The sequence below is a fragment of the Deinococcus apachensis DSM 19763 genome (genome assembly GCF_000381345.1).
Taxonomy (GTDB): domain Bacteria; phylum Deinococcota; class Deinococci; order Deinococcales; family Deinococcaceae; genus Deinococcus; species Deinococcus apachensis.
In genome coordinates, this window is record NZ_KB906399.1 from 12,852 (window position 1) to 36,361 (window position 23,510).

Below are 23,510 nucleotides of genomic sequence, written 5' to 3' on the forward strand. Positions count from 1 at the left end.
TTCCGGCGCGCTCAGCCCGCGTCAGGGTGGCGCTGGGTCTCGTGCAGGTGGACCGGCTTGCCCCGGCGGGCACGCAGGTTGAGCAACTCGACCATGATCGCAAAGCCCATGGCGAAATAGGTGTAGCCCTTGGGAATCTTGAAGCCGAAGCCGTCGGCGATCAGGTTCACGCCGATGAGGAGCAGGAAGGCGAGCGCGAGCATCTTCACCGTCGGGTGCGCCTGCACGAAGTCCCCGATGGGCCGCGCCGCGACGAGCATGATGCCCACCGTCACGACGACGGCGGCCACCATCACGCCGATGTCGTCGGCCATGCCGACCGCCGTGATCACCGAGTCGAGGCTGAACACGATGTCCAGCAGCATGATCTGTCCGATGATCGCCGCGAAGTTCGCTGCGCCCTGCCGCACCACGCTCGTCTCATGCGCACCGGGGCCTTCAAGCTGCTCGTGCATCTCCTTGACGGCCTTGTACAGCAGGAAGAGGCCGCCGAGGATCAATATCAGGTCGCGGCCCGAGAAGCCCTTCCCGAAGACCTCGAACAGGTCGTTTTGCAGCCGGTAGATCCAGGTGATGGAAAACAGCAGGGCCAGGCGCATCAGCATGGCGGCGAGCAGCCCCAGCGTCCGCGCACGCTGCTGCTGCTCGCGCGGCAGCTTGCCCGCCAGAATGCTGATGAAGATGACGTTGTCGATGCCCAGCACCACTTCCAGCAGCAGTAGCGTGCCAAAGGCGAGCCAGGCTTCGGGCTGGGTCACCCAGCCGAACAGGGATTCAATCACAGGAAACTCCTGGTGAAAAGGACGAGCGGTGGAACGCGGTTATGCGAACCACAACGGATCGGAGCCGCCTGAGGCGGCATGGAGAGGCAGGCGGGTCACCCCGCGGCGCGCTGCGAAAGCGCGTTACTCCCCATCGTCCGGGAGAAGTTGTGCACGAATCTTAAATGGGAGATGAAGGACCTTTATGTTCGGTCCGGGCGCTCCCTTTTGACGGCCCCGTCCAGGTACACGCTCAGCAGCGCCCGCGCCGTGCCCTGGGGATCGGCGGGGGGCGCCCCCATCACCAGCGGGTAGAGCAGGGCCAGCAGCGCCCGCGTCAGCACCGCCGGGGAGAGGTCGCCCCGCAACTCCCCCCGCCCCGACGCTCCCTCAATCAAGCGGGTCAGCCCGCCCATCCAGACCTGCCGGTACTCATTCTCGAAGGCGGCGCGGCGCTCTGGGGACACGTGCCGCAACTCGCCCGCCAGTTGCAGGCCCAGCCGCTGCTCGGGAGCGCTTGCCAGCAGGTCGCCCACCAGCGTCTCCAGCTGCGCCCGCACCCCGCTCTGCGCCTGCGCGTGCGAAACCAGCCGCGCGAGGCCCGCCAGGGTGCCCTCCAGCATCGCCAGGAAGAGGGCCTCCTTGTCCTCGTAGTGGTGGTACAGCGCCGGTTTGGTTACGCCCACCGCCGCCGCCACCTCGCGCATGCTGACCCCATGGTAGCCGCTCGCCACGAACAGCCGCGCCGCCTCGGTCAGGATGCGGGCGCGGGTCGTGTCGGGCGTGGGGGAGATGGGCAGGGAGGGCGGAACGGTCACAGCCGCATGATAGCCCGGGGAGGGGCGAACGTCCCGGGGAAAGGGAAGTCAGGTGTCCGACGGGTTGGTGAAGTAGGGCCAGCTATGTCCACCGGAACACTGTGCCGTGAACTCGCGTCCCGCCTTGTGCAGTCGTCCCGGCTGCCCGCAGGTGGGGCAAATCGGCTTGGCCGGGGTATTGCCCCCGCAGGCCCGGCACTTCAGGTAGTGGCCGTACTTGCCGTACAGCACGGTCAGTTCTGCGGACCCACACGTCCGGCAGCCCAAGTCCGGGGTGGGACACGCCTGGCTCTGGCGCTCTTGAGCGGTGCGGACCTGCCCGGGCGTGGCCAGCCCGGGGGTGCTGACCACGGCGGGAACCGACTCCTCCTGTGGGCCATGCACTCCCGAGATGTCGTCCGTTGCCGCAGTCGGAGCGGCCAGGGGTTGGTGACGTGTCCGCAGGAAAGCCGTCAAGCGCGTGAGCTCCGCGTCACTGAAGGCGAAGGCCCCAAAACCCCCCGCCGCCCCCACGATCTCCCGCACGCGGTCGGGCACCTGATCGGCCTTCACGACCTCCGCCAGCGTGCCCTTGCGGGTGATGCGGCCCCCGTCCGAAATAGCGACGAGTACGTCCCGGCGCATCGTGTCAAAGCGGCGCTGACGCAGGCCGAACACGCCCCGGTCGAGCAATTCTTCCGTGTGGTCGCTCAGCAGGCGGACCAGCAGGTCGAGTTGCCGCCGCGCCTGCAGAATGGGAGAAGCCATACCGCGCCCCTGCCCCTTCCACCAGCGGGTCCATTCGCCCTGCTCGTTCACACTGATCTGCCCCGCCACGCTCTTGCTCTCCACCACGATCAGGCCGTGCCGGTGGACGACGAGGTGGTCGAGCTGCGCGACTTCCCCCTCACGTTCCACCCTCAGGTTGTTCAGCACGAACTTGTAGCGGTCGTCCCCGAAGGCCCGCTTCAGGTAGTGGGCCATCTGGCGCTCGGCCTCGTGCCCCGCGCGGCGGAAGGAATTCGGGTAGGCCTGCGGTTCAAGCTCCTTGACGATCATGGGTGCCCGCAGCCTATGCGAGCAAGTCTGACCAGACTCTCAATTCACGCCCCCACCTCCGCCGCCCACACGTCCTGCGGCGTCTCGCGGCGGCGGATCAGCGTCCAGCCCGACCCGTCCCACAGCGCCTCGGCGGGGCGGGAGCGGGTGAGGTACGTGCTGCTCATGCTCGCGCCGTAGGCGCCAGCCTCCCCGACGGCGAGGAGGTCGCCGGGCGCGGGTTCGGGCAGCGGCACGTCCCGCGCGAGGAGGTCGCCGCTCTCGCAGGCAGGCCCGGCTACGTCCCAAGTCTCCCGCGCCCCGCCGTCCCACAGCGCGGTGACGGGGTGCGCGGCGCCGTACAGCATGGGCCGCAGCAGTTCGGTCATGCCCGCGTCGGTGAGCAGGAAGTTGCGGCCCGTGTGCTTGGTGCCCACCACCCGCGTGAGCAGCGTTCCCGCCCGCGCGACCAGATAGCGCCCCGGTTCCACCCACAATGCCGCCCCGAAGACGGAGGCCGCCGCCCGCGCCTCCCGTGCGATACCGGGGAGGTCGGCGTCCACCCCCCAGCCGCCGCCCACGTCCAGCACCTCCAGGTTGCCCGTCTGGGGCCGTAACTCGGCCAGCCGCGCGAAGGCCGCGCTGAAATCCGCCGCGTTGCGAATCGCGCTGCCGATGTGGACGTGCAGGCCCCGTGCATCGTGCCCGGCCTCCCGCAGGGCGGACAGCATCCCCGGCGCCTGCTCCGGCGTCACCCCGAACTTGCTCCCCGCCGCCCCGGTCGCGAGGTGGTCGTGCGTGCTGACGCTCAGGGCTGGATTCACCCGCACGAGCGCCCGTGATCGGGGCGGCAGCAGCCCCACCTCCTCCACCCGGTCCACGATGAAGGTCGCACCCAGCCGCGCCCCCGCCGCGTATTCCTCCGCCAACTTGGCGGGGCCATTCACAAGGACCTGATCGCCGCCTGCCCCCACCTGCTCGGCCCGCGCGATCTCCCCGGCGCTCACGCACTCGAACCCCACGCCCGCCGACCGCATCCGGCGCAGCAGCGTGAGGTTCGGGTTCGCCTTCATCGCGTAGTAGACCCGCGCGTCTCCGAAGGCGGCCCTCACCCTCGCTAGCGCCGCGTCCAATTCGGCGGCGTCGTACACGTAGAGGGGCGTGCCGAAACGGGCGGCGGCGTCGAGGAACTGGGGGCGCGGGATCACGCCCGACAGTGTAGAGGTCCGGGGGGCAGGCGGAGTCAGGCCGCGAGTCAGCCTCCCAGCAGCCCCAGGAACGCCGTGACCACCCGGGGGTCGAACTGTCTGCCCGCCTGGGCCCGCAACTCTGCCAGCGCCTCCTCGCGGCTCCAGGCCCGCTTGTAGGGTCGCTCGCTGAGTAGGGCGTCGTAGACATCGACGACCGCGAACAGCCGGGCCAGCAGCGGGATGTCTTCGCCTGCCAGACCGTCGGGATAGCCCGCGCCGCCCCAGCGCTCGTGGTGGTGACGCACGAGTTCCAGCGCGGCGGGCGGGATGAAGCCCAGCTCGCCCGCCAGGCGCTCGCCCTCGGCCGCGTGGGTCTGCATCTCCCCCCGCTCCTCGGGGGTCAGGGGGCCGGGCTTGAGCAGGATGCGGTCGGGCACGGCCATCTTGCCCAGGTCGTGCAGGTACGCGCCCAGGCGCAGGGCGCCCAGCCCCTCGGGGCCCAGCCCCAGTGCCCGCCCCAGCCGGGTCGCCTCCGCCGTCACCCGGTCGGTGTGGCCCTGGGTCTCGCGGTCGCGGGCCTCCAGGGCCAGCCCCAGGGCACGCAGCGCGGCCTCGCGCGTGGCGAGCGCCTCCTGCTCGGCCCGCTTCTGGGCCTCGATGTCGGTGCAGGTGCCCACCCAGGCCAGGCCCTGCCCCTCCTCGTCCAGGACCCGCGCGCCCCGAATCAGGAACCAGCGGTAGGTGCCGTCTCGTCCGCGAACCCGGTACTCGATGGCGTAGGGCTCGCCGCTCTCGATGGACTGCTTCCAGCGCGCCTGGGTTGGCGCCACGTCGTCCGGGTGCAGGGCCTCCTCGAAGCCGAAGCCCCACGCCTCGCTCGTCAGGCCGGTGTACTCCGCCCAGTGGCGGTTGACGTGGTGCCAGACCCCGGCCGTGTCGGCCGTCCACAGCATCACCGGCATCGCTTCGAGCAGGCGCAGGTAGGGGTGCGGCGCCTGGAGGTCATGCAGGGGATGCAGCGAGGTTCCGGCTGAGGTCATGGGTTATTGTGTCGAGCTTAAGCGTTCGTCTCAAGCTCAGCGGTGGCGGGCAGAACGGGAGGTAGTCCCCCGGCTTTCCCGGAGCTTGACCGGTTTGTGCGGCTCCACCACAGCTTTCCCAAGGGCAGTTTAGTTTCCTTTACAGTCCGGGGGGCGGCCCCACCCAAGAATGCGCCCAGTGCCCGGACGGGGCACCAGGAGGTTCGTGCGTGCCCAGAGCATTGGTCCTGACCGTGCTGCTCTCCCTCACCTCGCCTCTCGCCGCCGCGCAGTCCACCTCGACGGCCCCAGCCTCCACCCTTCCGGCTGCCGAGCAGGCCACCGTCAACGTTATCAACCGGACGTTGGCAAGCGTCCTGTACATCACCGCCACGGTGCCCAGCACCGCCCAGGGCACCTTTTCCAGCCCCATCTTCGCCGACCCCGGTGCCCAGGGGGAGCAGGACAGTGGCAGCGGCTTCTTCGTGAACGCGCAGGGCTACGCCCTCACCAACTACCACGTGGTGGAGGGAGCCACCCGCCTGACGGTGAACCTGCGCGACAGCAAGCAGGACTTCACGGCCCGGGTGGTCGGCACCGCGCCCGACTACGACCTCGCGCTGATCCGGGTGCAGGGGGTGCCCGCCAAGTTGATCCGCCCGCTGCCGCTGGGCAACAGCGACACGCTGCGGGTCGGGCAGACGACCATCGCGCTGGGGGCCCCCTTCGGCCTGCAATTCAGCGCGACCACCGGCATCGTGTCGGCCCTGGAGCGCACGATTCCGACCGGTGTGCGGCAAATCCCCCAGAACGCCATTCAGACCGATGCGGCCATCAACCCTGGCAACAGTGGTGGTCCGTTGCTCGATTCGGCGGGGCGGGTGGTCGGGATCAACACGCTAATCTTCTCGCCCAGCGGCGCCGCGACCGGGATCGGCCAGAACGCGGGCGTGGGGTTTGCCATCCCCATCAACGTCGCCAAGAGCCTGCTGACCCGGCTCCAGGCCGGACAGACCGTCGTCGGCCCGGTCATCGGGGTCACGCTCGCCCCCTTCGAACTCACCGACCTGACCGAGCAGGTGCGGCAACAGTACAAGTTGCCCCGCGCGGGTGCCCTGGTCTCCCGGGTGGAGGCGGGCGGTCCCGCCGCGCGGGCAGGCGTCAAGGGCGGCACGGCGCAGGTCACGACGCCCATCGGGCCGGTCTATTTCGGTGGCGACGTGATCACGTCGGTCAACGGTCAGGCGGTCGAAACGTCGGCGGACCTGCGCGAGTACCTCTTCAGCCGGAAGGCCGGGGAGCGCGTGACCCTCAGGATCAACCGGGCGGGCAAGACCGTCACCCTGCCCGTCACGCTCGCGCCCGGCACGCCGCCTACCGGCACCCGTTGACCCCCCTTCCCCTCACGGTCTTTCGCCCCCGCGCCTGCTAAGCTCCACGGCGGTATGAGCGGCGAACGGGTGCTGTGCGCGATGTCGGGCGGGGTGGATTCCAGCGTCACGGCGGCGCTGCTGAAAGACGGGGGTTATCAGGTCATCGGCGCGATGATGCGCTTCTGGCCCGACGGCAAGCGCGTGGACACCTTCGACACCTGCTGCTCGCCCGACGCCGCCTACGAGGCCCGCCGGGTGGCCGAGCAGGTGGGTGTTCCCTTCTACCTCCTCGACTACCGCGAGCAGTTCCAGCGCCACATCGTCGGCCCCTTTCTGGACGAGTACGCGCGGGGCCGCACGCCCAACCCCTGCGTGAACTGCAACACGCGGGTCAAGTTCGACGAACTCGTGAAGAAGGCGCGGATGCTGGGCTGCCGCTACGTGGCGACCGGGCACTACGTCAAGCGGGTGGAACGGGAGGACGGCGCGGTCGAGTTCCACCGCGGCGACGACCCCCGCAAGGACCAGACCTACTTCCTGTGGGGCACCCCGCGCGAGGCCCTGCCGTACATCCTCTTCCCGGTCGGCGAGATGGAAAAGCCCCGCGTGCGCGAGATCGCCGCCGAGAAGGGCCTGCTGACCGCCCGCAAGCCCGAGAGCCAGAACATCTGCTTCGTGCCCGGCAAGGTGCAGGATTACGTGGCCGAGCATCTCCCGCAGAGTCAGGGCTACATCCGCGAGATTCGGACCGGCGAGGTCGTCGGCGAGCACCTGGGCACCCAGTTCTACACTCTGGGCCAGAAGAAGGGGCTGGGCCTGTACCAGACGCACCGTGTCCGCCACGTCGTCCACCTTGACCCGGGGACAAACACGGTCTGGGTCGGCGACTACGAGGACTGCCTGTGGACGGGGTTGAGGGCCGAGGGGGCGAACTACCTTCTCGACCTTTCCGAGCTGCCGCGCGAAGTCGAGGTTCAGGTGCGCTACCGCACGAAGCCGGTGCGGGCAACGGTGATCCATGCTGATGAGATCGGCTTCGAGCTGAGGTTCGAGGAACCGCAGTTCGCGGTCGCGCCGGGGCAGAGCGCCGTGCTATATGCCGGGACGCGGCTGCTGGGCGGGGGGCTGATCGCGGACCACGCGCGGGAGTTGCCGATGGTCGAGAATGCGCGGCCCGTGGCTGTCTCCCCTTGATGGGGGAGGACGCGGACCCTGAGGTCACAGCCTGTTGTCTTTTGAGCAAAGAACTTCGTCTCGGGTACGCCGTCCACCCAACGGAGCGGGCCGGGGAAACGCCATGCCTCACACTGAACCATGACCCTCGAAGGCTTGCTCCATGACCTCGCGGCCCAGTACGCCACCATCCCAGAGGTGCTGGCCGTTGTCTACAGTGGGTCGGCACTTCCCGGCGACAGGATGAAGATTCGGACCTTGATCTATACGTGTACAGCCGCGATGAAGTCCCTGTGCCGCTCCGCAGGACGCTTGTAAGCCGCCGGGCCTCACGGTTCGAGGTGGACAACCGCATTGCGGAAACGGCTGATGAGTGGATCGAACGCGAGAGTGGTATCCAGGTTGATGTGATGTTTCGGCCCGTGGCCTCCTTCGAGGCTCACTTCCTGTACCTGTTTGAGAAGTTCGAGGCGAGACCTGGGTACTCGACTGCAGTGTGGCACAACGTCCGGTCGTCCACCATTCTCTTCGACCGCGAAGGCTGGTTCGCCCGGTTGCAGCAGCAGACCGACCAACCCTACCCGGAGGAACTGGCGCGCGCCATCATCGCGCTGAACGTTCCTTTGCTCCATGGTGCTATCAACTCGCGCGCCGCTCAAGCGAAGCTGGCCGCCCGACGAGGCGATATGGTGGCTGTCAATAGCGCCCTGACGAAGCTGCTCGCAAGTTACTTCGACGTGCTCTTCGCGCTCAACCGTACTCTGCATCCAGGCGAGAAACGACAGCTCACGTTCATCTCAACCCTGGCTGATGTGCCGCTGAATGCAGCACGGGACATTGAGCGCCTGCTGTCCTTCACCAAGGCCACATTGCATGAGGTCCCGAATCACATTGAAGCGGTAGTAATTCCGCTGCTGCGGCTCCTCAAAAAGCGACGTCAGATGCCCACCTTCGCTGGCCCACCCTAATACTTCTGCCCCGCCTCCACCCGCCCTTCCGGTTCCCTTCCCGCCGCCATCGCCTCCAGAAAGGCCTGACTGTACTCGGCCCCACGCGCAATCAGGTCCCGGGTGGTGCTGGCGATGTGCGGGGTGATGATGACGTTCTCCTGCTCCCACAGTGGATGCCCCTCGGGAAGCGGCTCCGGGTCCGTCACGTCGAGGACCGCTCCGCCGAGATGCCCGGAGTCGAGCGCGGCGAGCAGCGCGCCTTGGTCGATCAGGTTCCCGCGTCCCTGGTTAGAAATCCACGCGCCGGGCTTCAGGCGGGCCAGCACGTCCGCGTTCACAATGCCCTTCGTCTCCGGCGTGCTGGGCAGCAGCAGGACGACCCAGTCGGCCTCCGCCAGAGCGACGTCCCATTCGGCCTCCGGGGTGCGTGAGCGGATGCCCGTCACCTTCGCCCCGAACGGCTCCAGCAGCTCCTCCAGAATCCGCCCGATATGTCCATACCCCCAGATCGCCACCCGCGCCCCGTCCAGCGTACCGAGGTCCATCGTCCGTAGCCAGCGGCCCCCTCGCTGGGCGTCGCGGAAGCGGTGCAGGCCGCGCTCGGCGGCGAGCATCCCGGCGAGGGTATGGATGGCGACCGCGCGGTCGTGCAGGCGGTGGGCGTTGTAGAGGGTGACGCCCGGGGGCACCGCGTCCGCGACGTGGTCGATGCCTGCCGTGAGGGTCAGGACCCATTTCAAGCCGGGGAGGGCCAGCAACTCGTCCCGCAACCTGGCGGGCGCCAGCCACAGGACCACGCCGTCCGCGCCGCCCTCCGGCCCATGCTCCGGGCTGTAGAAAGCCAACTCTACACCCTCCACCTCCAGCGCTCGAAATTCCTCCCGGTCAGGCACCAGCACGCGCACTTTCCCACTCTCCCCTCGTGATTTCCATGTGAACGTCGGTGCGGCCCGGCCCCTCCGAGCGGCCCACCTCGCGGAAGCCGCACGCCAGAAAGGCCCGCTGGGCGCGGCGGTTGTGCCCGAAGGTGGTGAGGCGCACCCGCGAGAGCGGCGCCTCGCGCCCGGTGAAGGCCCAGGCCAGCAGCGCCATCACGGCCTCGCGGCCGTACCCCTGGCCCCACAGCGGGCGCACGCCGATCATCACGCCCAGGGTGCCGATGGTCGGCCTGAGCGGCGGGGGCGGGCGCAGGTCGTACAGCTCGGTGCTGCCGATGAGTTCCCCCTGCTCGTTCAGCACGCCGAAGCCCGCGCGCTCGCCCGAGCCTTCCTCCTCCAGCATCACGCGGCGAAAGAGCCATTCGGGGAGCCGAATGGGCTTGGCGTCGTTCCAGTCGGCGAGTTCGCGGTCACGGAAGAAGCGGTAGAGGGTGCGCCACTCCTTCGGCGTGAACTCCTGAACGGGTTTGAGGGTGACGCGGCCCCACTGAAGAGGCATGCCTTCAGCCGCCATGCGTGTCAGTCTAGCCCCCCGGCCCTCAGAGGCTGACGGTCCAGCGGCCCCAGCGCCCGCGTCACGTCCCGCGTCAGGCGTTCGAGGTGAAAGGCGTCCCCCTCCGCCCGCTCCACGCTGCCGCCCGGACCGACCACCAGCAGCGCGAGTGCCCGGCCCCCCGCGTGGCGCACGAAGATGCCGGGATGTCCGTCGAGGGCGGTCTGATCTTCGGGCGGGAGGACAGTCCAGGCGGGATCGGTGGCCTTCAGGCCCAGGTGCGCAGTCGGGAGGTTCCGCACGCTCAGCTCACCCTCCAGCCACTCCATCGCCTCCAGCCGCCCCCCGATGATGCCCTGCTCGATGTGGGGCCGCGCGACGTTGTAGCGGATGGGTCGCCCGTCGCGCCGCCGCAGGTCGCCCCCCGCCGCCCGCACGAGCGCGTGCCCCGCCGCGATGTCCCACTCCGAGCGCGGGCTCATGGTGAAGGTCACATCCGCCTCGCCCGCCGCGATCCGCGCCAGCTTGAGGGCGATGGAGCCGCTGGGCGCCATGCCGGGCAGTTCGTGGCGGTGCAGTTCCCGCTTAAATTCGGTGTCTGACACGCTCACCACGTACTCAGTTCGGTCGCTAAAGCCCGCAGGCGCGCCATTCTTCGTGACACCCTCGCCCACCACCCCCACGAACAGCTCGTCCGTCGCGGGGACGTACACCACGCCCAGCACCGGCTCCCCCTCTACCGCCAGGCCAATACTCACGGCGTAGTCGGGGCTGCCCGAGGTGAATTCCTTCGTGCCGTCGATGGGGTCCACGATCCAGACGCGCTCAACCCCGAGGCGCGAGGGGCTGTCGGCCGCCTCCTCGCTCAGCAGCCCGTCTCCCGGAAAGGCGGCCCGCAGCCCGGCCAGGATCAGGTCGGACGCCTCGCGGTCGGCGGCGGTCACGGGATCGTCCGCGCCAGTTTTGTGTTCGACGATCAGCCCGCGCGCCAGGTGCGTTCTCAGCAACTCGCCCGCCTCCAGCGCCAGCCGGGTGGCGACCTGCCGTTCTTCGTTCAACGTCATGCCTCCGAGGATACCCGCGCCCCGCCGCGCGTCACGACAGGCGCCTCCTCCAGCCGCAGCAGCGCGGGCGAGAGGAACCCTGCCAGGCTCGCCAGGGCCGACAGCACGCCCGCCACCAGGAAGAGGCCCCGCACGCCGATAAGTTCGCCCAGCGGCCCCGCCAGCGCCAACCCGACCGGTCCGGCCAGCCCCATCACCGTGGAGAGCAGCGACAGCACCCGCCCCTGAAGCTGGTTGGGGATGACGGTCTGAAGCACGGCCGTCATGGGCGCGTTGCCGAAGCTGAAGGTCACGCCGCTCACCACCCACCACACCACGGCGAGCCAGAAGGCCTTCCCCGGGGCCAGGGCCGTCAGCGCCACGGCGAAACAGGACAGCGCGAAGGCGACCAGCACCGTAACCACCCGTCGCCGCGGGGCGAGCAGGGTGACGGCCAGCCCGCCCACGATCATCCCCATGCCCGACAGACCCTCCATCAGCGCGACCTGCCCGGGACCGCCGCCGAAGTGGGTCTTGACGAGCAGCGGCGTCAGGGTAAAGGTCGGCATGACCGTCAGCACGACGGCGGCCAGCACGGTGTAGAGGTGACGCAGGCCGGGGTGCCTCCACACCAGCCGGACGCCCTCGCGGAACTCGGCCCAGACGCCCGCCCGCTGATCGCGTGGCACCCGCACCTGCGGGATACGGAAGAACAGCAGTGGCAGGATGCCGAGCAGTGCGGTCACCACGTCGATGCTCAGCGCCGCGCCCAGCGGCATCACGCTGATGGCGAGGGCCCCCAGGGGCGCGGCGGCCACCGTCATGATGCCCTGGAGGCTCTGGTTCAGGCCCGCCGCCCGGGGCAGGAAATTCGCCGGGACGAGCATCGCCGTACTCGCCGCCGCGGCCGGAACCTGGAACGCCTGCATTGAACTCCGAATGAACATCATCGTGTAGACGTGCCAGAGTTCGACCCGTCCGGTGGCGAACAGGAAGATCAGCACCACCATGCACAGGGCGCTCACCGTATCGGCCCCGATCATCAGCAGGCGGCGGCTGTAGCGGTCGGCGAAGGTGCCGCCCAGCGGGCCGAGGAGTGCCTGCGGGAGCAGCGCTGCCATCCCCGCCGTCGCCAGCGCCCCCGCACTCCCCGTCGTGTCGGTGATCCACCACAGCAGCACGAACTGGGTCAGCGCCGAGCCCGTGAGCGAGAGCGCCTGCCCCGCGAAGATGGACCAGAAGCGCCGCTGCCAGCCGGGTCCGGGCTCGGGGTGCCGGGCGGGGGAGAGCGCCGTTACGTCCGCGTCCATGTCAGCAGCTCCTCGTGCAGGGCGGCCCGCGCCCCCGGGCTCAGGTCCGGCATGCCTGTCAGCGGCCCCAACCACAACCCGTCGCATGCGAGGCGAATGGCGTGGGCGCGGCCAATGGGGAGGCCGTCGTCCTCCGCCCCCACCACGAAGGCCTGCGCCTCCCGCAACCCGGCGATGAGGTCCGGGTGCCCGGCGAGTGGGGCGAGGGCGGCGCACAGCGCTTCCTCCCCCGCCTCGGGCGTGAAGCTCACCTCGATGTAGGCGCGCAGCCAGGCCCCAGGCGTCCCCCCATGCGCCAGCTCCCGGGCGTGGGCCTCGGCCACCCGCTTCCGGAAACGGTCCACCAGGGCCAGCGCCAGGGCCGAGAGCAGCGCCTCCCGACTGGGGTAGTGGTGCAGCAGCCCACCCTTGCTCACCCCCGCCTCGCGGGCCACCGCGTCGAGCGAAAGGGAGGCGCCCTGCGTCTGGAGCACCCGTCCCGCCGCCTCCAGCAGCGTCGAGCGGGTGAGTTCGGGGTTGCGGGTTCGAACCATACCAACAGCATACCGTCTGGACGGTTGGTAAAAATGAGGCTACGGATCTGACCCTGGCTGCCTCCTGCCTAGTCTCCGGCATTGACCCGCCCACTGTGCCCCCGCTACACTTCCCGGCATGACTGCGGCGCACGCGAACAACGTGAATGACGATCCCCAATAGGGGACGCCTCGCCGCACACCGCGCCCCCGACCCCACCCAGGAGTCGGGGGTTTTCTCATTAAAGGAGCCGAACGTGACCACCGAACCCGCCGTCCAACTTCAGCGCACCCTTACCCGGGAGCTGCCCGGGCATGAGGGGCAGACCGTCAGACTCCAGGGATTCCTGCACGCCCGCCGCGACCTGGGGGGCGTGCAATTTTTGGTCCTGCGCGACGTGAGCGGCGTTGCCCAGTGTGTCGGCAGCGGCCTCGACCTCCCCCTGCCCGAGAGCAGCATCGAGGTCGTGGGCAAGGTCAAGGCGCATCCCAAAGCCCCCGGCGGCTTCGAGGTGCAGATCGAGAGCCTGCGCGTCCTGAGCGCCGCCGTCGAACCCCCGCCCGTCGAGATTCCCAAGATGGAGTGGAACGTCAACCCGGAAACGATGCTCGACTACCGGGTCGTGACTGTGCGCGGCCTGAAGGAACGGGCGGCGCTGAAGGTCCAGGCCGAACTCGTGGCGGCCTTCCGTGATCACCTCATCTCCGAGGGCTTTACCGAGATCAGCACGCCGAAGATCGTGTCGGCGGGGGCGGAGGGTGGAGCGAACCTCTTTCCCATCGACTACTTCGGGCACCCGGCATACCTGGCGCAGAGCCCGCAGCTCTACAAGCAGATCATGGTCGGCGTCTTCGAGCGCGTGTTCGAGGTCGCGCCCGTCTACCGCGCCGAGGAACACGCGACCTCCCGCCACCTCAACGAGTACCTGTCCCTGGACGTGGAGATGGGCTTTATCGAGTCGGAAGAGGACGTGATGGACCTCGAAACCCGGGTGCTGGCGGCAGTCATGACCCGGCTAAGGGAGCGGGCCGGGGCCGAATTCGCCCTGCTCGGCGCCACCATTCCCGATGTGCCCGCCCGCATTCCCCGCATCACCCTGATGGAGGCCCGGCAACTCGTCACCGAGAAGTACGGCCACGCGGTCGGCGGCAAGGACCTCGACCCGGAGGGCGAACGCCTGCTGAGCCAGCACTACGCGGAGACGGAGGGCACCGACTTCGTCTTCGTGACGAAGTACCCCCGTGCCGCCCGGCCCTTCTACGCGCACCCGGAACTCAACTCCGACGGCACCGTCAACCCCGAGATCACGCGGGGCTTCGACCTCCTCTTCCGGGGCATCGAGATCACCTCGGGCGGCCAGCGCATCCACGAGTACCCCATGCTGATGGACTCAATTGCCGCCTACAAGCTCAACCCCGAGTCGCTGACGGGCTATACCGAGGTCTTCAAGTACGGGATGCCCCCCCACGGCGGCTTCGCCATCGGGGCCGAGCGGCTGACGGCGAAGCTGCTGGGGATTGCGAACGTACGGTACGCCCGCGCCTTCCCCCGCGACCGGCACCGGCTGACGCCCTGAGGCAGGCAAAGGCAGAAGGTCGAAAGCGGAGGGCTTATCGCACGAGCCCTCCGCCTTCTGCTTCCTCCTACTGCCCTTCCTGCCCTTCAAGGTCTAGCTTGACGTCCTTGCCGGGAGGTGTCTTGCCCCCGCTGGCGAGCGTCTTGGCGAAGGCGACCACCTTGCCGATGCCACTCGCCGGGCCGTCCCAGTATTCGGCCCGCTGTGGCGTGACCCTCAGCAGCGTCAGGTTGGGGTCGTCCACCCCGTCGGGGAAGAAGGCCTTGAGGGGCGGCTCCCACAGTTCCTGCATCTTGGCGCGGTCGTCCACCTGCTCGGCGATACCTGTCACGTTCACCCACAGGTTCTTGTCGGGGTTGTTGTAGCCCAGGTTGACCTGCGGATTCAGCCGTATATCCCCAACCTTGTGGCTGTCACGGTAGGTGAAAAACCACAGCTCGCCGCTGAACTCGGCTTCCTGGGTCGCCATCGGCCGCCCGTGCAGGCTGCCGTCGGCGGAGACGGTCGTGAATGTGGCGAAGCGGACGCCCCTGATCTTCTCGGCGAGGAGTCGGGCGGCCTCCTGCGGATCGTCGACGTGTTGCGGCTCGGTCATGTCGCCTCCTTCCCGGGCAGTGTAGTCGCGCTCGCCGGAGGGCATTTTGAGCGGAGGTTAGGCGTTGGCCGCCCATGCTCTCACCTCTGCCATCATCACCCGCATGGAACAGTTTGCCCAGTTCACGGTCGGCGGTCAGCGGGTCTACGGCATGGTGCATGTCCCCGAAGGCGAGCGGCCCGCGCGCGGCTGGCCCTCGGTCGTCATGCTGCACGGCTTTACCGGCAACCGCATTGAGCCCCACCGCCTCTTTCCCCTGCTGTCGCGTTACCTCTCGGCGCACGGGGTGGCCTCCCTGCGCTTCGACTTCCGGGGCAGCGGAGAGTCGGAGGGTGAATTCAGTGAGATGACCGTGGCCCGCGAAGTCGAGGACGTGGAGGCCGCCTTCGAGTACGTGCGCGGCCTGCCCCTGATCGACCCCGAACGGGTGATGCTCCTGGGCTTCTCGATGGGCGGGCTCGTCGCAGCCCTCGCCGCCGAGCGGGTGCGGCCCCACCGCCTCGCCCTGTGGGCGCCCGCCCTGCCGGAATTGTGGCTCTCCTACCTGCGCGGGGGCTTCGCGCCTCCCGTCATCCTCGACCACGGCGGCTGGCCCCTGAGCCGCGAGTTCCTGCTGGAGATGCCGCGCATGAAACCGCTGGAGGCCGCCGCGCGCTGGAGTGGCGTGGCCCGGGTCTTTCACGGCGACGCCGACCCAGTCGTGCCCCCTGTCCACGGGGTCCGTTATGCCCAGGCCCTCGGCTGTGACGCCATCGCCATTCCCGGTGCCAACCACACCTTCGATTCGCTGGAAGCGGTCGAGATGCTGTACCGGGAAACGGCGCGGTTTTTGACGGGGGGGTAGGGGCGTTCGAGTTCCACGGCTGGTTCGCGGTCCGGGACTCGGCGTATGAGCCTGACGACCAGGGGATGTGGGGCATCGTCTCGCGCCTTCGGGAATGCATCAGACGACTGGAGTGGGAGGGGAACCTTTCGGCAGAGGTCCGCCCCATGAATGGAACGTATTTTCTGTTCCTGCACGGCAACAAGAACCGGAGGGGCATTGTCGGCGCGGAACTGGACGAATTGCTCCTGGCCGTGGGGGAAGACGCCCCGGGCTCCTACGGAGTGATGTACTGGCGCGACCCGGAGGAGGGCAACAACGATTTCAAGGTCCGCGTCATGACCCGGGGTCGTCTCGCTGACCACTCGGACCCGTTCCTGTCTCCGATCATCCCGACCATCGAGGACTAGTGGCTGCCAGAACCGGAGTAAGGAATTAGAGCAACCCTCCTCAGGGCCGCGTATCCAAACCCGTTCCGAACTGCTGGTTCATGAACACGGCGAGTTCTCGGGCGAAGCGCTGGTGCGCGAAGTTGCTCGGATGCACGCCGTCGAGGCTGAAGGACCGCCCGAAGGGGGAGGCCGCCGTGGGGATCAGGGGCCACCCCGGCAGCATATCGAGCACGCGGGTCACGTCGAAGACGGGCACACCCCGGGCGTCGGCGATCTCGCGGATGGCGGCGTTGTACCCATCCACGATGCCCTGGGCCTGCCGGTACTCGGCGGCGGTCAACGCCTCGGGGGCATTGCAGGACAGGGGGGACTCCTTGCTCGCCCGGGCCACCACCACGCTGCCGAAATACACGTCCTGACCCCGGCAACTGTCGTCCACCACTCCGGCCAGGCGAAGCTGGCGCACCGGGATCAGCGCGGGCACCCGCGTCACGTCCGGCACGGTCATCACCACGAGGTGCTGAACACCCCCGGCCAGCAACCGGTCCACCAGGGTCGTGTAGTCGGCGCGGAAGCGGTCCAGTGGCGTGGCCTGATCGGGCCGTCCGCGCAGGGTGGGCAGCAGAACGTCGTTGTTGCCGATCCAGACGGTGACGAACAGCGGTTTGCGGGCCAGCGCTGCCTGGAGCTGGGTGGTGCCCGGCCCCAGGATCGCCCGGTAGAGGTCGGCGTCGTACAGTTGTGGGTCCGGGTCGGTGACCTGGGTGTCGGTGCTGTTCAGCACGTCGCTGACCTTCGCGCCGGGCACCGCGACCACGGGCGACACGATGCCCGGCTGACGCAGCGTGCAGTTCTTCTCTCCCTTCACGCCCACCGGGGGAGGACAGCCGGGGTCCTGCACCTCCGGCATGGGCACGTCCAGCCTCGCCCGCTCGCCCAGCCGGTGCGGGTACGCCGCCCGCTGCGACTCCGCCTTCAGCCCGCCCGACTGGAACCCAGCGGTGATGCTGTCCCCCAGGGCGACGTAGCGGGTAAACGGCGTGGCGTCCGGGCGCGGGGTGTGCGCCGTCCGCATGGGGGCGCAGGCACCGAGCAGCAGCAGGGCGAGGGGCAGGATTCGCTTCATGGGACCACCTTTCGGGGAGAGGCCGTGAACTGCTGCGGAAGAGCTTCCCCTGAGTTCACACCTGTTTCCGGGGGCTGGAATGTGTGTTTACTCCCTGACCGAGGAGCATCGGCAGGCGCCGCCACTCGCCCCCCTTACGACCATCCGATCGTCTCCCGCTGTTGCTGTTCATCGTTTGTGACGGGGGGCCGTTACAGTAGAGCCGACATGAACAAGGAGTATTCGAGCGCCGCGGAGGCGCTGCAAGACGTGGTGCAGGACGGACAGACGGTGGCCGTGGGGGGCTTCGGCCTGTGCGGCATTCCCGAACAGCTCATCCTCGCGCTGAGAGACAGCGGGGTGAAGGACCTCACCGCCGTGAGCAACAACGCGGGCGTGGACGGCTGGGGCCTGGGTCTGCTCCTCCAGACCCGCCAGATTCGGAAGATGATTTCTTCCTACGTCGGCGAGAACAAGGAGTTCGAGCGCCAGTACCTCGCCGGAGAACTGGAACTTGAATTCACGCCGCAGGGCACCCTGGCCGAGCGGATGCGGGCAGGTGGCGCGGGAATTCCCGGCTTCTACACGAAAACGGGCGTGGGCACCCTGGTCGCCGAGGGCAAGGAGCACAAGGACTTCGACGGCGAGACCTACATCATGGAGCGTGGCATTCGGGCGGACGTGGCGCTGGTCAAGGCGTGGAAGGCCGACCGCGCGGGCAACCTCGTGTACCGCAAGACGGCGCAGAACTTCAACCCGCTCGCCGCCACCTGTGGCCGGGTGACCGTCGCCGAGGTGGAGGAAATCGTGGAGATCGGCGAACTCGACCCCGACCAGATCGACACGCCGGGCATCTACGTGCAGCGCGTCGTGCTCAACCCGCAGCCCGAGAAGCGCATCGAGCAGCGCACCGTTCGGAAGGTGGAGGCGGGAGCCTCATCCGCCGCCGGAGAGGAGGTCTGAGTCATGCCCTGGAGTCGAGATGAGATGGCCCGCCGCGCCGCGCAGGAATTGCGGGACGGCTACTACGTGAACTTGGGCATCGGCCTGCCCACCCTGGTCGCCAACCACATCCCCGAGGGCGTCTCGGTATGGCTGCAATCGGAGAACGGCCTGCTGGGCATCGGCCCCTTTCCCACCGAGGACGAGGTGGACCCCGACCTGATCAACGCGGGCAAGCAGACGGTGACGGCCCTGCCCGGCGCGAGCTTCTTCTCCAGCGCCGAGAGCTTCGCCATGATCCGCGGCGGACACGTGAACCTCGCCATCCTGGGCGCGATGCAGGTGTCGGAGAAGGGCGACCTGGCGAACTGGATGATCCCCGGCAAGATGGTCAAGGGCATGGGCGGCGCGATGGACCTTGTGGCGGGCGTGCAGCGCGTCGTCGTGCTGATGGAGCATGTGGCGAAGGGGGACGCGCACAAGATCCTCCACGAATGCACCCTGCCGCTCACCGGCCAGCGCGTGGTGGACCGCATCATCACCGACCTCGGCGTGCTGGACGTGACGCCGGACGGCCTGAAGCTCGTCGAACTCGCGCCCGGAGTCTCGCTGGACGAAGTGCGGGCGAAGACGGGAGCGGAGATTCAGAGCTGAACTGGGCAGGGGGTGCTGAACAAGAGGCTGATCGTCCAGCGCCCCCCTCCTGCTAGGACAGGGCTCGCACCTCCGCCAGCACCGGCCCGTCCGGCTTGAGGGTCACGCCCGCGACCAGGCTGGCGGGACCGCCGCCCGGCACGTCCAGCGTGTACTCCCTCAGCACCAGCGCGGCGATAAGGGCCGCCTCCAGCAGGGCGAGGTGGTTGCCGATGCACATGCGTGCCCCCGCCCCGAAGGGCATGAAGGCGTCGGGCGTGCGCTCGCCCCGGAGCCATCGCTCGGGCTGGAAGGCGTCCGGCTGCGGCCAGTACCGGGCGTTGCGTTGCAGCAGGAAGATGTTCACGCTGACGTTCGTCCCCTCGGCCAGGGGCACGCCCGCGACCGTCACGGGCTGGGTTGCCTGCCGGGGCACCAGCCAGGCGGGCGGGTACAGGCGCAGCGTCTCCTGGATGCAGGCGTTCAGGTAGGGGAGATGGCGGGTGTCGGCGGCGGTGGGCGTACGGTCCCCCAGCACCTCCCGCACCTCCGCCTGTGCCCGCTCCCGCGCCTCCGGGTGACGCGAAAGGCTGAGGAACAGGAAGGTGAGGAGCGTGGCCGTCGTCTCGTGCCCCGCAAGGAAGAGGGTCATCACCTCGTCGCGCAGCTCGGCGTCGGTCAGGCCACCCCCGCCCTCCTCGTCGCGGGCGGCGAGCAGCATTCCCAGCAGGTCCCGCCCCTCCCCGCCCGCCGCGCGGCGCTCACGGATGATGCGGTTTACGATGCCGTCGAGCGCCCGCTCGGCCGCCTTTTCCCGAAAGCGGGCGGGCGTCGGCAGATCCCAGTCCACCACCGACCGCACCCGGTTCGTCGTGCTTTCCAACAGGGGCGGCAACTCGCGCTCAACCACCCGCAGGTCCTCCTCGGCCAGCGCTGTGCCGAACAGGACCGCCGCGACTGCGCGCAGGGTGACGTGCAGCATCTCGGAGGCGACGCTGACCGGTTCCCCCGACCGCGCCGCCTCGTTCAGCCGCTCCAGCAGCGGATCGGTCGCCCGCACGATGTCCTCCGCCATGCTCTCCAAGGCCGACCGGTGGAAGGCGGGCTGCATCAGGCGGCGGTGCCTGCGCCAGACCTCGCCCTCCGAGGTGAGGAGGCCGGTGCCCAGGAACGGCTCCATCTTCTGGATGCCGCGCCCCTTGCGGAAGCTGGCGGCCTTGGTCACGAGCACCTCGCGGGCAGCGCCGGGCTCCGCCACGGCCAGCACCTCGCGCGGGCCGAAGCGAATGGGGAACACGTCCCCGTAGGCGGCGCGGGTGTGCCGCAGGAACCCGAGGGCATCCCGCCGCAGCTCGGACAGGTGGCCGAGCAGGGGGTGTCCGCGTGGGCCGTCCGGCCAACCTGAACTCTGGGTCATGTCGGCATTATCGCGTGGGAACTGGGCCGGGCGTCCATCTATGCTGGGCTGCCCGTCCCCCTCACACCCCTAACGACCGTTTGTTAGACTGGGACTACAGATGACCCAGCCTGACACCCGCGCCCCGGCGCCCTCCAATGGCAAGGTCCCTCCCCAGGATGCCTGGGCGGACGCCCTCGCGCGCCTCGCCGCCGATCAGGCCCGTGTGCGGGCGGGTGGAGGCCCCAAGGCCCAGCAGCGCCAGCACGAGAAACAACGCCTGACGGCCCGTGAGCGCGTTGGCCGCCTGATCGACCCCAGCAGCGTGTTCGACGAGCTGATGACCTTCGCCGGGTACGGCATGTACGAGGACGTGGGCGGCTGCCCCAGCGGCGGCACGGTCACCGGTGTCGGCACCATCGCGGGCCGCCCGTGGATGATCATCGCCAACGACGCGACGGTGAAGGCGGGGGCGTTCTTCCCGATCACGGCCAAGAAGGTGATCCGGGCGCAGACCATCGCGCTCGAAAATCGGCTGCCCGTGGTGTACCTGGTGGACTCGGCGGGCGTGTACCTGCCCATGCAGGACGAGATTTTCCCGGACCAGGATGACTTCGGGCGGGTGTTCTACCTCAACGCCCGGATGAGCGCGAAGGGGATTCCGCAGATTGCCGCGATCATGGGGAACTGCGTGGCGGGCGGCGCCTATCTCCCCGTCATGTGCGACACGCTGATCATGACCGAGGGCTCGGGCCTGTACCTCGCGGGTCCCGCCCTCGTGAAGGCCGCCATCGGGCAGGTTGTGGACTCGGAGGAGTTGGGCGGCGCGGCCATGCACGCCGGGATTGCCGGAACGGTGGACTACCGCGAGCCCGACGACGAGGCGGCGCTGCGGCGGATTCGCGCGCTCGCGGACCTCTACGCACCGGGAGAGGTGGCGCCCTGGGCCAGACGCCGGGCGGAGGTGCGCGAGCCGGAGAGCCGCGACCTCACCGAACTCGTCGGCTTTGACGGCGCCAAGACGTACGACGTGCGCGACCTCATCACCGCCCTGACCGACGGCGGCGAGTTCCACGAGTTCAAGGCCGAGTACGGCGAGACGCTGGTGTGTGGCTTCGGGCGGGTGGGCGGTTACCCGGTGGGCTTCGTGGCGAACCAGCGGACGGTCATCAAGAAGAAGCTCAAGAGTGGCGGCGAGCCCGGCCTGCGCACCCGCATCGAGGTCGGCGGCGTGATCTACGGCGACTCCGCCGACAAGGCCGCCCGCTTCATCCTCGACGCCAATCAAGCGGGCGTGCCGCTGGTGTTCCTGAGTGACGTGACCGGCTTTATGGTGGGCCGCGACTCCGAGCAGGAGGGCATCATCCGCCGGGGCGCGAAGCTGGTGAATGCCGTGTCGAACTCCGTTGTCCCGAAAATCACCATCATCACGGGTGGGTCGTTCGGCGCGGGCAACTACGCCATGAACGGCAAGGCGTACGCGCCGCGCTTCCTCTTCGCCTGGCCCAGCGCCAAGTACGCCGTCATGAGCGGCAACGCGGCGGCCAAGACGCTGCTCGATATCCAGGTTGCGGCCCTCAAGCGGCAGGGCCACCCCCCCGACGACGAGGAACTTGCCCGCCTGTACGAGGAGGTCAAGGCCAAGTACGACACCGAACTCGACCCCCGCTACGCCGCCGCCCGCCTTTGGGTGGACGAGATCATTCCCCCGAATGACACCCGTGACCGCCTGATTCGCGCCCTGGAAGCCTGCGCGCAGAACCCCGAGCAGGAGGAGTTCCGCGTGGGCGTGTTCCAGGTGTAGTGCCTGTAATCCCTCTCCCCTCGTGGGAGAGGGCCGGGGTGAGGGGGCGTGTGAGCCACTCAAGCTGTTTCAAGACGCCCTGCCACCCATTCAAACCCCGCCGGGAGGGCGCGACGGTTCACCCCCACCCGGCCTCCCCCCTCAAGAGGGAGGAGAAAAAAGCCCTCAATTCCCCTTCTCCAGGAGGCTCCCCATGACCAGCACCCTTGACCGTCCCGTCAGCCCCAACGTCTCTCCCATGAACGACGACCAGCGCGCGATCGTCGGCGCCCTCAAGAGCTTCCTGAAGAACCGGGTGGAGCCGGGGGCTGCCGAGCGTGACCAGACGGGCGAATTTCCCTTCGAGATCGTCCGCGAACTCGGCGAGATGGGCATTATGGGCGCCCAGACGCCCGAGGAGTACGGCGGGGCGGGGCTCGACACCGCCACCTTTGCCATGATCATCGAGGAGGTTGCGGCGGTGGACGGCTCGCTGTGCCTCACCGTCGCCTCGCACAACTCGCTGTGCCAGGGGCACATCCTGGTCGGCGGCACGGAGGAGCAGAAGCGTAAGTTCCTCCCCGACCTGGCCTCCGCCAGGAAGCTGGGGGCGTGGGGCCTGACCGAGCCGGGCAGCGGCTCCGACAGCGGCGGCCTTCAGACGCGGGCGGTGGAGCAGCCGAACGGGTCGTGGATTCTCAACGGCTCCAAGAACTTCATCACCCAGGGCAGTGTGGGCGGCACCTACGTCATCCTCGCGCGCACCGATCCGCCCCGCCCCGGCAAGGGCAAGAACGACGGCATCAGCGCCTTCGTCTTCAACCGCGACGAGGTGACGGGTTTCTCCATCGGCCGCAAGGAGGACAAGCTGGGCCTGCGGAGCAGCGACACGGCGCAGCTCATCTTCGAGGACATCCACCTCCCCGCCGACGCGCTGCTGGGCGAGCGTGGCAACGCCTTCAAGGACGTGATGCGGGTGCTGGACGGTGGCCGTGTCGGAATCGCGGCGATGGGATTGGGGCTGGGCCGTGCCGCTTTCGAGTACGCCTCGAAGTACACCCTGGAGCGCGAGCAGTTCGGCAAGCCCATCGCCCACAACCAGGACATCGCCTTCCGCCTGGCCGACCTGGACACCCAGCTTGAGGCCGCCCGCCTGCTGATCCGCAAGGCCGCCGACCTCAAGGACGCGGGGCAGAACTTCACCGTGGCCGTCGCCCGCGCCAAGTTGTTCGCCACGACGGCCGGAGTCCACGCCTGTGACGAGGCGATCCAGATGCTCGGCGGCTACGGCTACATCAAGGAATACCCCGTTGAGCGCTTCTGGCGCGACAACCGCCTGACCCGCATCGGGGAAGGAACGGACGAGGTGCAGCGCCTGGTCATCAGCCGCGACGTGATGAAGCGGTTCGCGGAGTAAGAAGCAAAGGGAAGGGGGCGGGGCGATGGAGGGTGCCCCGCCCCCTTCCGTTTCTCCAACCTCCACAAGAGTTCAAAAGGGCGAAAGCTGTGGCTTCTCAAAACCCTCTCCTGTGAACGGCCGATTCCTGCACGTGCCTCGCTCTCGCATGGCCTTCACCCCGCCTTGCTCGCGCAGCGAGACGGTGGGCTGGTGACTGAGAGAACAGCAAGATCAAACAGTGCGGGCTGAGAAGAGCGACCACGGGCGC

22 protein-coding genes and 1 pseudogene are annotated in these 23,510 nt (G+C 68.7%); 10 read left to right on the top strand and 13 right to left on the bottom strand.

What is annotated here, in order from left to right; translation table 11 throughout:
- Positions 1-11 precede the first annotated feature (11 nt).
- The 5 genes from F784_RS0104585 to F784_RS0104605 form a co-directional block, all read right to left on the bottom strand.
- Positions 12-782 (bottom strand): TerC family protein, encoded by a 771-nt coding sequence (locus F784_RS0104585; RefSeq protein ID WP_019585530.1) that lies wholly within the window; start codon positions 780-782, stop codon positions 12-14.
- A 182-nt stretch (positions 783-964) separates the two neighbouring features.
- Entirely contained in the window at positions 965-1,579 is a 615-nt protein-coding gene (locus F784_RS0104590; RefSeq protein WP_019585531.1) for a TetR/AcrR family transcriptional regulator, read from the bottom strand.
- Positions 1,580-1,627: 48 nt separating this feature from the next.
- On the bottom strand, positions 1,628-2,617 hold the full coding sequence (locus F784_RS0104595; RefSeq protein WP_019585532.1) for a nuclease-related domain-containing protein: 990 nt from the start codon (positions 2,615-2,617) through the stop codon (positions 1,628-1,630).
- Between the two features lie 44 nt (positions 2,618-2,661).
- A complete protein-coding gene (gene lysA, locus F784_RS0104600; RefSeq protein ID WP_019585533.1) occupies positions 2,662-3,804 on the bottom strand; it encodes a diaminopimelate decarboxylase in 1,143 nt (380 codons plus the stop codon).
- A 47-nt stretch (positions 3,805-3,851) separates the two neighbouring features.
- The gene (locus F784_RS0104605; RefSeq protein ID WP_019585534.1) at positions 3,852-4,826 is read right to left on the bottom strand and encodes an HD domain-containing phosphohydrolase; all 975 of its coding nucleotides are present in this window, start codon (positions 4,824-4,826) and stop codon (positions 3,852-3,854) included.
- Between the two features lie 209 nt (positions 4,827-5,035).
- Between F784_RS0104605 and F784_RS0104610 the strand changes: the two genes are divergently transcribed.
- The 3 genes from F784_RS0104610 to F784_RS22315 all read left to right on the top strand — a co-directional run bounded on the left by F784_RS0104610 (position 5,036) and on the right by F784_RS22315 (position 8,319).
- Positions 5,036-6,196, top strand: a complete 1,161-nt coding sequence (locus F784_RS0104610) for a S1C family serine protease (protein WP_026332269.1) — start codon at positions 5,036-5,038, stop codon at positions 6,194-6,196.
- Positions 6,197-6,250: 54 nt separating this feature from the next.
- Positions 6,251-7,372 carry a tRNA 2-thiouridine(34) synthase MnmA gene (gene mnmA / locus F784_RS0104615; RefSeq protein ID WP_019585536.1) on the top strand — a complete coding sequence of 374 codons (1,122 nt, stop codon included), beginning with the start codon at positions 6,251-6,253 and terminating at the stop codon, positions 7,370-7,372.
- Positions 7,373-7,692: 320 nt separating this feature from the next.
- Positions 7,693-8,319 carry a DUF4037 domain-containing protein gene (locus F784_RS22315; protein WP_019585538.1) on the top strand — a complete coding sequence of 209 codons (627 nt, stop codon included), beginning with the start codon at positions 7,693-7,695 and terminating at the stop codon, positions 8,317-8,319.
- On the opposite strand, the gene F784_RS0104625 is transcribed toward F784_RS22315, so the two are convergent.
- From F784_RS0104625 to F784_RS0104645, 5 genes are read right to left on the bottom strand one after another with little or no spacing between them, the layout of a single operon-like run.
- A complete protein-coding gene (locus F784_RS0104625) occupies positions 8,316-9,206 on the bottom strand; it encodes an NAD(P)-dependent oxidoreductase (RefSeq protein WP_019585539.1) in 891 nt (296 codons plus the stop codon). The genes F784_RS22315 and F784_RS0104625 overlap by 4 nt on opposite strands.
- On the bottom strand, positions 9,187-9,753 hold the full coding sequence (locus F784_RS0104630) for a GNAT family N-acetyltransferase (protein ID WP_019585540.1): 567 nt from the start codon (positions 9,751-9,753) through the stop codon (positions 9,187-9,189). The genes F784_RS0104625 and F784_RS0104630 overlap by 20 nt, the downstream gene beginning before the upstream one ends.
- A gap of 5 nt (positions 9,754-9,758) precedes the next feature.
- Positions 9,759-10,796: a 3'(2'),5'-bisphosphate nucleotidase CysQ family protein gene (locus F784_RS0104635; protein ID WP_019585541.1), complete on the bottom strand. Its 1,038-nt coding sequence runs from the start codon at positions 10,794-10,796 to the stop codon at positions 9,759-9,761.
- Positions 10,793-12,085: an MFS transporter gene (locus F784_RS0104640; protein WP_019585542.1), complete on the bottom strand. Its 1,293-nt coding sequence runs from the start codon at positions 12,083-12,085 to the stop codon at positions 10,793-10,795. Before F784_RS0104640 ends, F784_RS0104635 begins: the two co-directional genes overlap by 4 nt.
- Entirely contained in the window at positions 12,070-12,618 is a 549-nt protein-coding gene (locus F784_RS0104645; protein ID WP_019585543.1) for a TetR/AcrR family transcriptional regulator, read from the bottom strand. Before F784_RS0104645 ends, F784_RS0104640 begins: the two co-directional genes overlap by 16 nt.
- 236 nt (positions 12,619-12,854) lie before the next feature.
- On the opposite strand from F784_RS0104645, the gene aspS reads away from it, so the two are divergent.
- A complete protein-coding gene (gene aspS, locus F784_RS0104650) occupies positions 12,855-14,174 on the top strand; it encodes an aspartate--tRNA(Asn) ligase (RefSeq protein ID WP_019585544.1) in 1,320 nt (439 codons plus the stop codon).
- A gap of 67 nt (positions 14,175-14,241) precedes the next feature.
- Here aspS and F784_RS0104655 read toward each other — a convergent pair whose 3' ends face one another.
- Entirely contained in the window at positions 14,242-14,769 is a 528-nt protein-coding gene (locus tag F784_RS0104655; RefSeq protein WP_019585545.1) for a pyridoxamine 5'-phosphate oxidase family protein, read from the bottom strand.
- Between the two features lie 103 nt (positions 14,770-14,872).
- Here F784_RS0104655 and F784_RS0104660 point away from each other — a divergent pair, with 103 nt between their 5' ends.
- Positions 14,873-15,613 (top strand): alpha/beta hydrolase family protein, encoded by a 741-nt coding sequence (locus F784_RS0104660; protein ID WP_026332270.1) that lies wholly within the window; start codon positions 14,873-14,875, stop codon positions 15,611-15,613.
- Between the two features lie 17 nt (positions 15,614-15,630).
- Positions 15,631-16,002 (top strand): annotated as a pseudogene (locus tag F784_RS26555) (Imm7 family immunity protein); the annotation flags it as partial.
- A gap of 40 nt (positions 16,003-16,042) precedes the next feature.
- On the opposite strand, the gene F784_RS0104670 reads toward F784_RS26555, so the two are convergent.
- Positions 16,043-17,110: an SGNH/GDSL hydrolase family protein gene (locus F784_RS0104670; protein WP_019585548.1), complete on the bottom strand. Its 1,068-nt coding sequence runs from the start codon at positions 17,108-17,110 to the stop codon at positions 16,043-16,045.
- Positions 17,111-17,317: 207 nt separating this feature from the next.
- Between F784_RS0104670 and F784_RS0104675 the strand changes: the two genes are divergently transcribed.
- Positions 17,318-18,052, top strand: coding sequence for a CoA transferase subunit A (locus F784_RS0104675; RefSeq protein WP_019585549.1), 735 nt, complete (start codon positions 17,318-17,320; stop codon positions 18,050-18,052).
- A 3-nt stretch (positions 18,053-18,055) separates the two neighbouring features.
- Entirely contained in the window at positions 18,056-18,685 is a 630-nt protein-coding gene (locus tag F784_RS0104680) for a CoA transferase subunit B (protein WP_026332271.1), read from the top strand.
- A 52-nt stretch (positions 18,686-18,737) separates the two neighbouring features.
- On the opposite strand, the gene F784_RS0104685 is transcribed toward F784_RS0104680, so the two are convergent.
- On the bottom strand, positions 18,738-20,081 hold the full coding sequence (locus F784_RS0104685) for a cytochrome P450 (protein ID WP_019585551.1): 1,344 nt from the start codon (positions 20,079-20,081) through the stop codon (positions 18,738-18,740).
- Positions 20,082-20,181: 100 nt separating this feature from the next.
- On the opposite strand from F784_RS0104685, the gene F784_RS0104690 reads away from it, so the two are divergent.
- The gene (locus F784_RS0104690; protein ID WP_019585552.1) at positions 20,182-21,864 is read left to right on the top strand and encodes an acyl-CoA carboxylase subunit beta; all 1,683 of its coding nucleotides are present in this window, start codon (positions 20,182-20,184) and stop codon (positions 21,862-21,864) included.
- A 193-nt stretch (positions 21,865-22,057) separates the two neighbouring features.
- Complete coding sequence (locus tag F784_RS0104695) at positions 22,058-23,260, top strand: acyl-CoA dehydrogenase family protein (RefSeq protein WP_019585553.1); 1,203 nt, start codon at positions 22,058-22,060, stop codon at positions 23,258-23,260.
- The last annotated feature ends 250 nt before the right edge of the window (positions 23,261-23,510 follow it).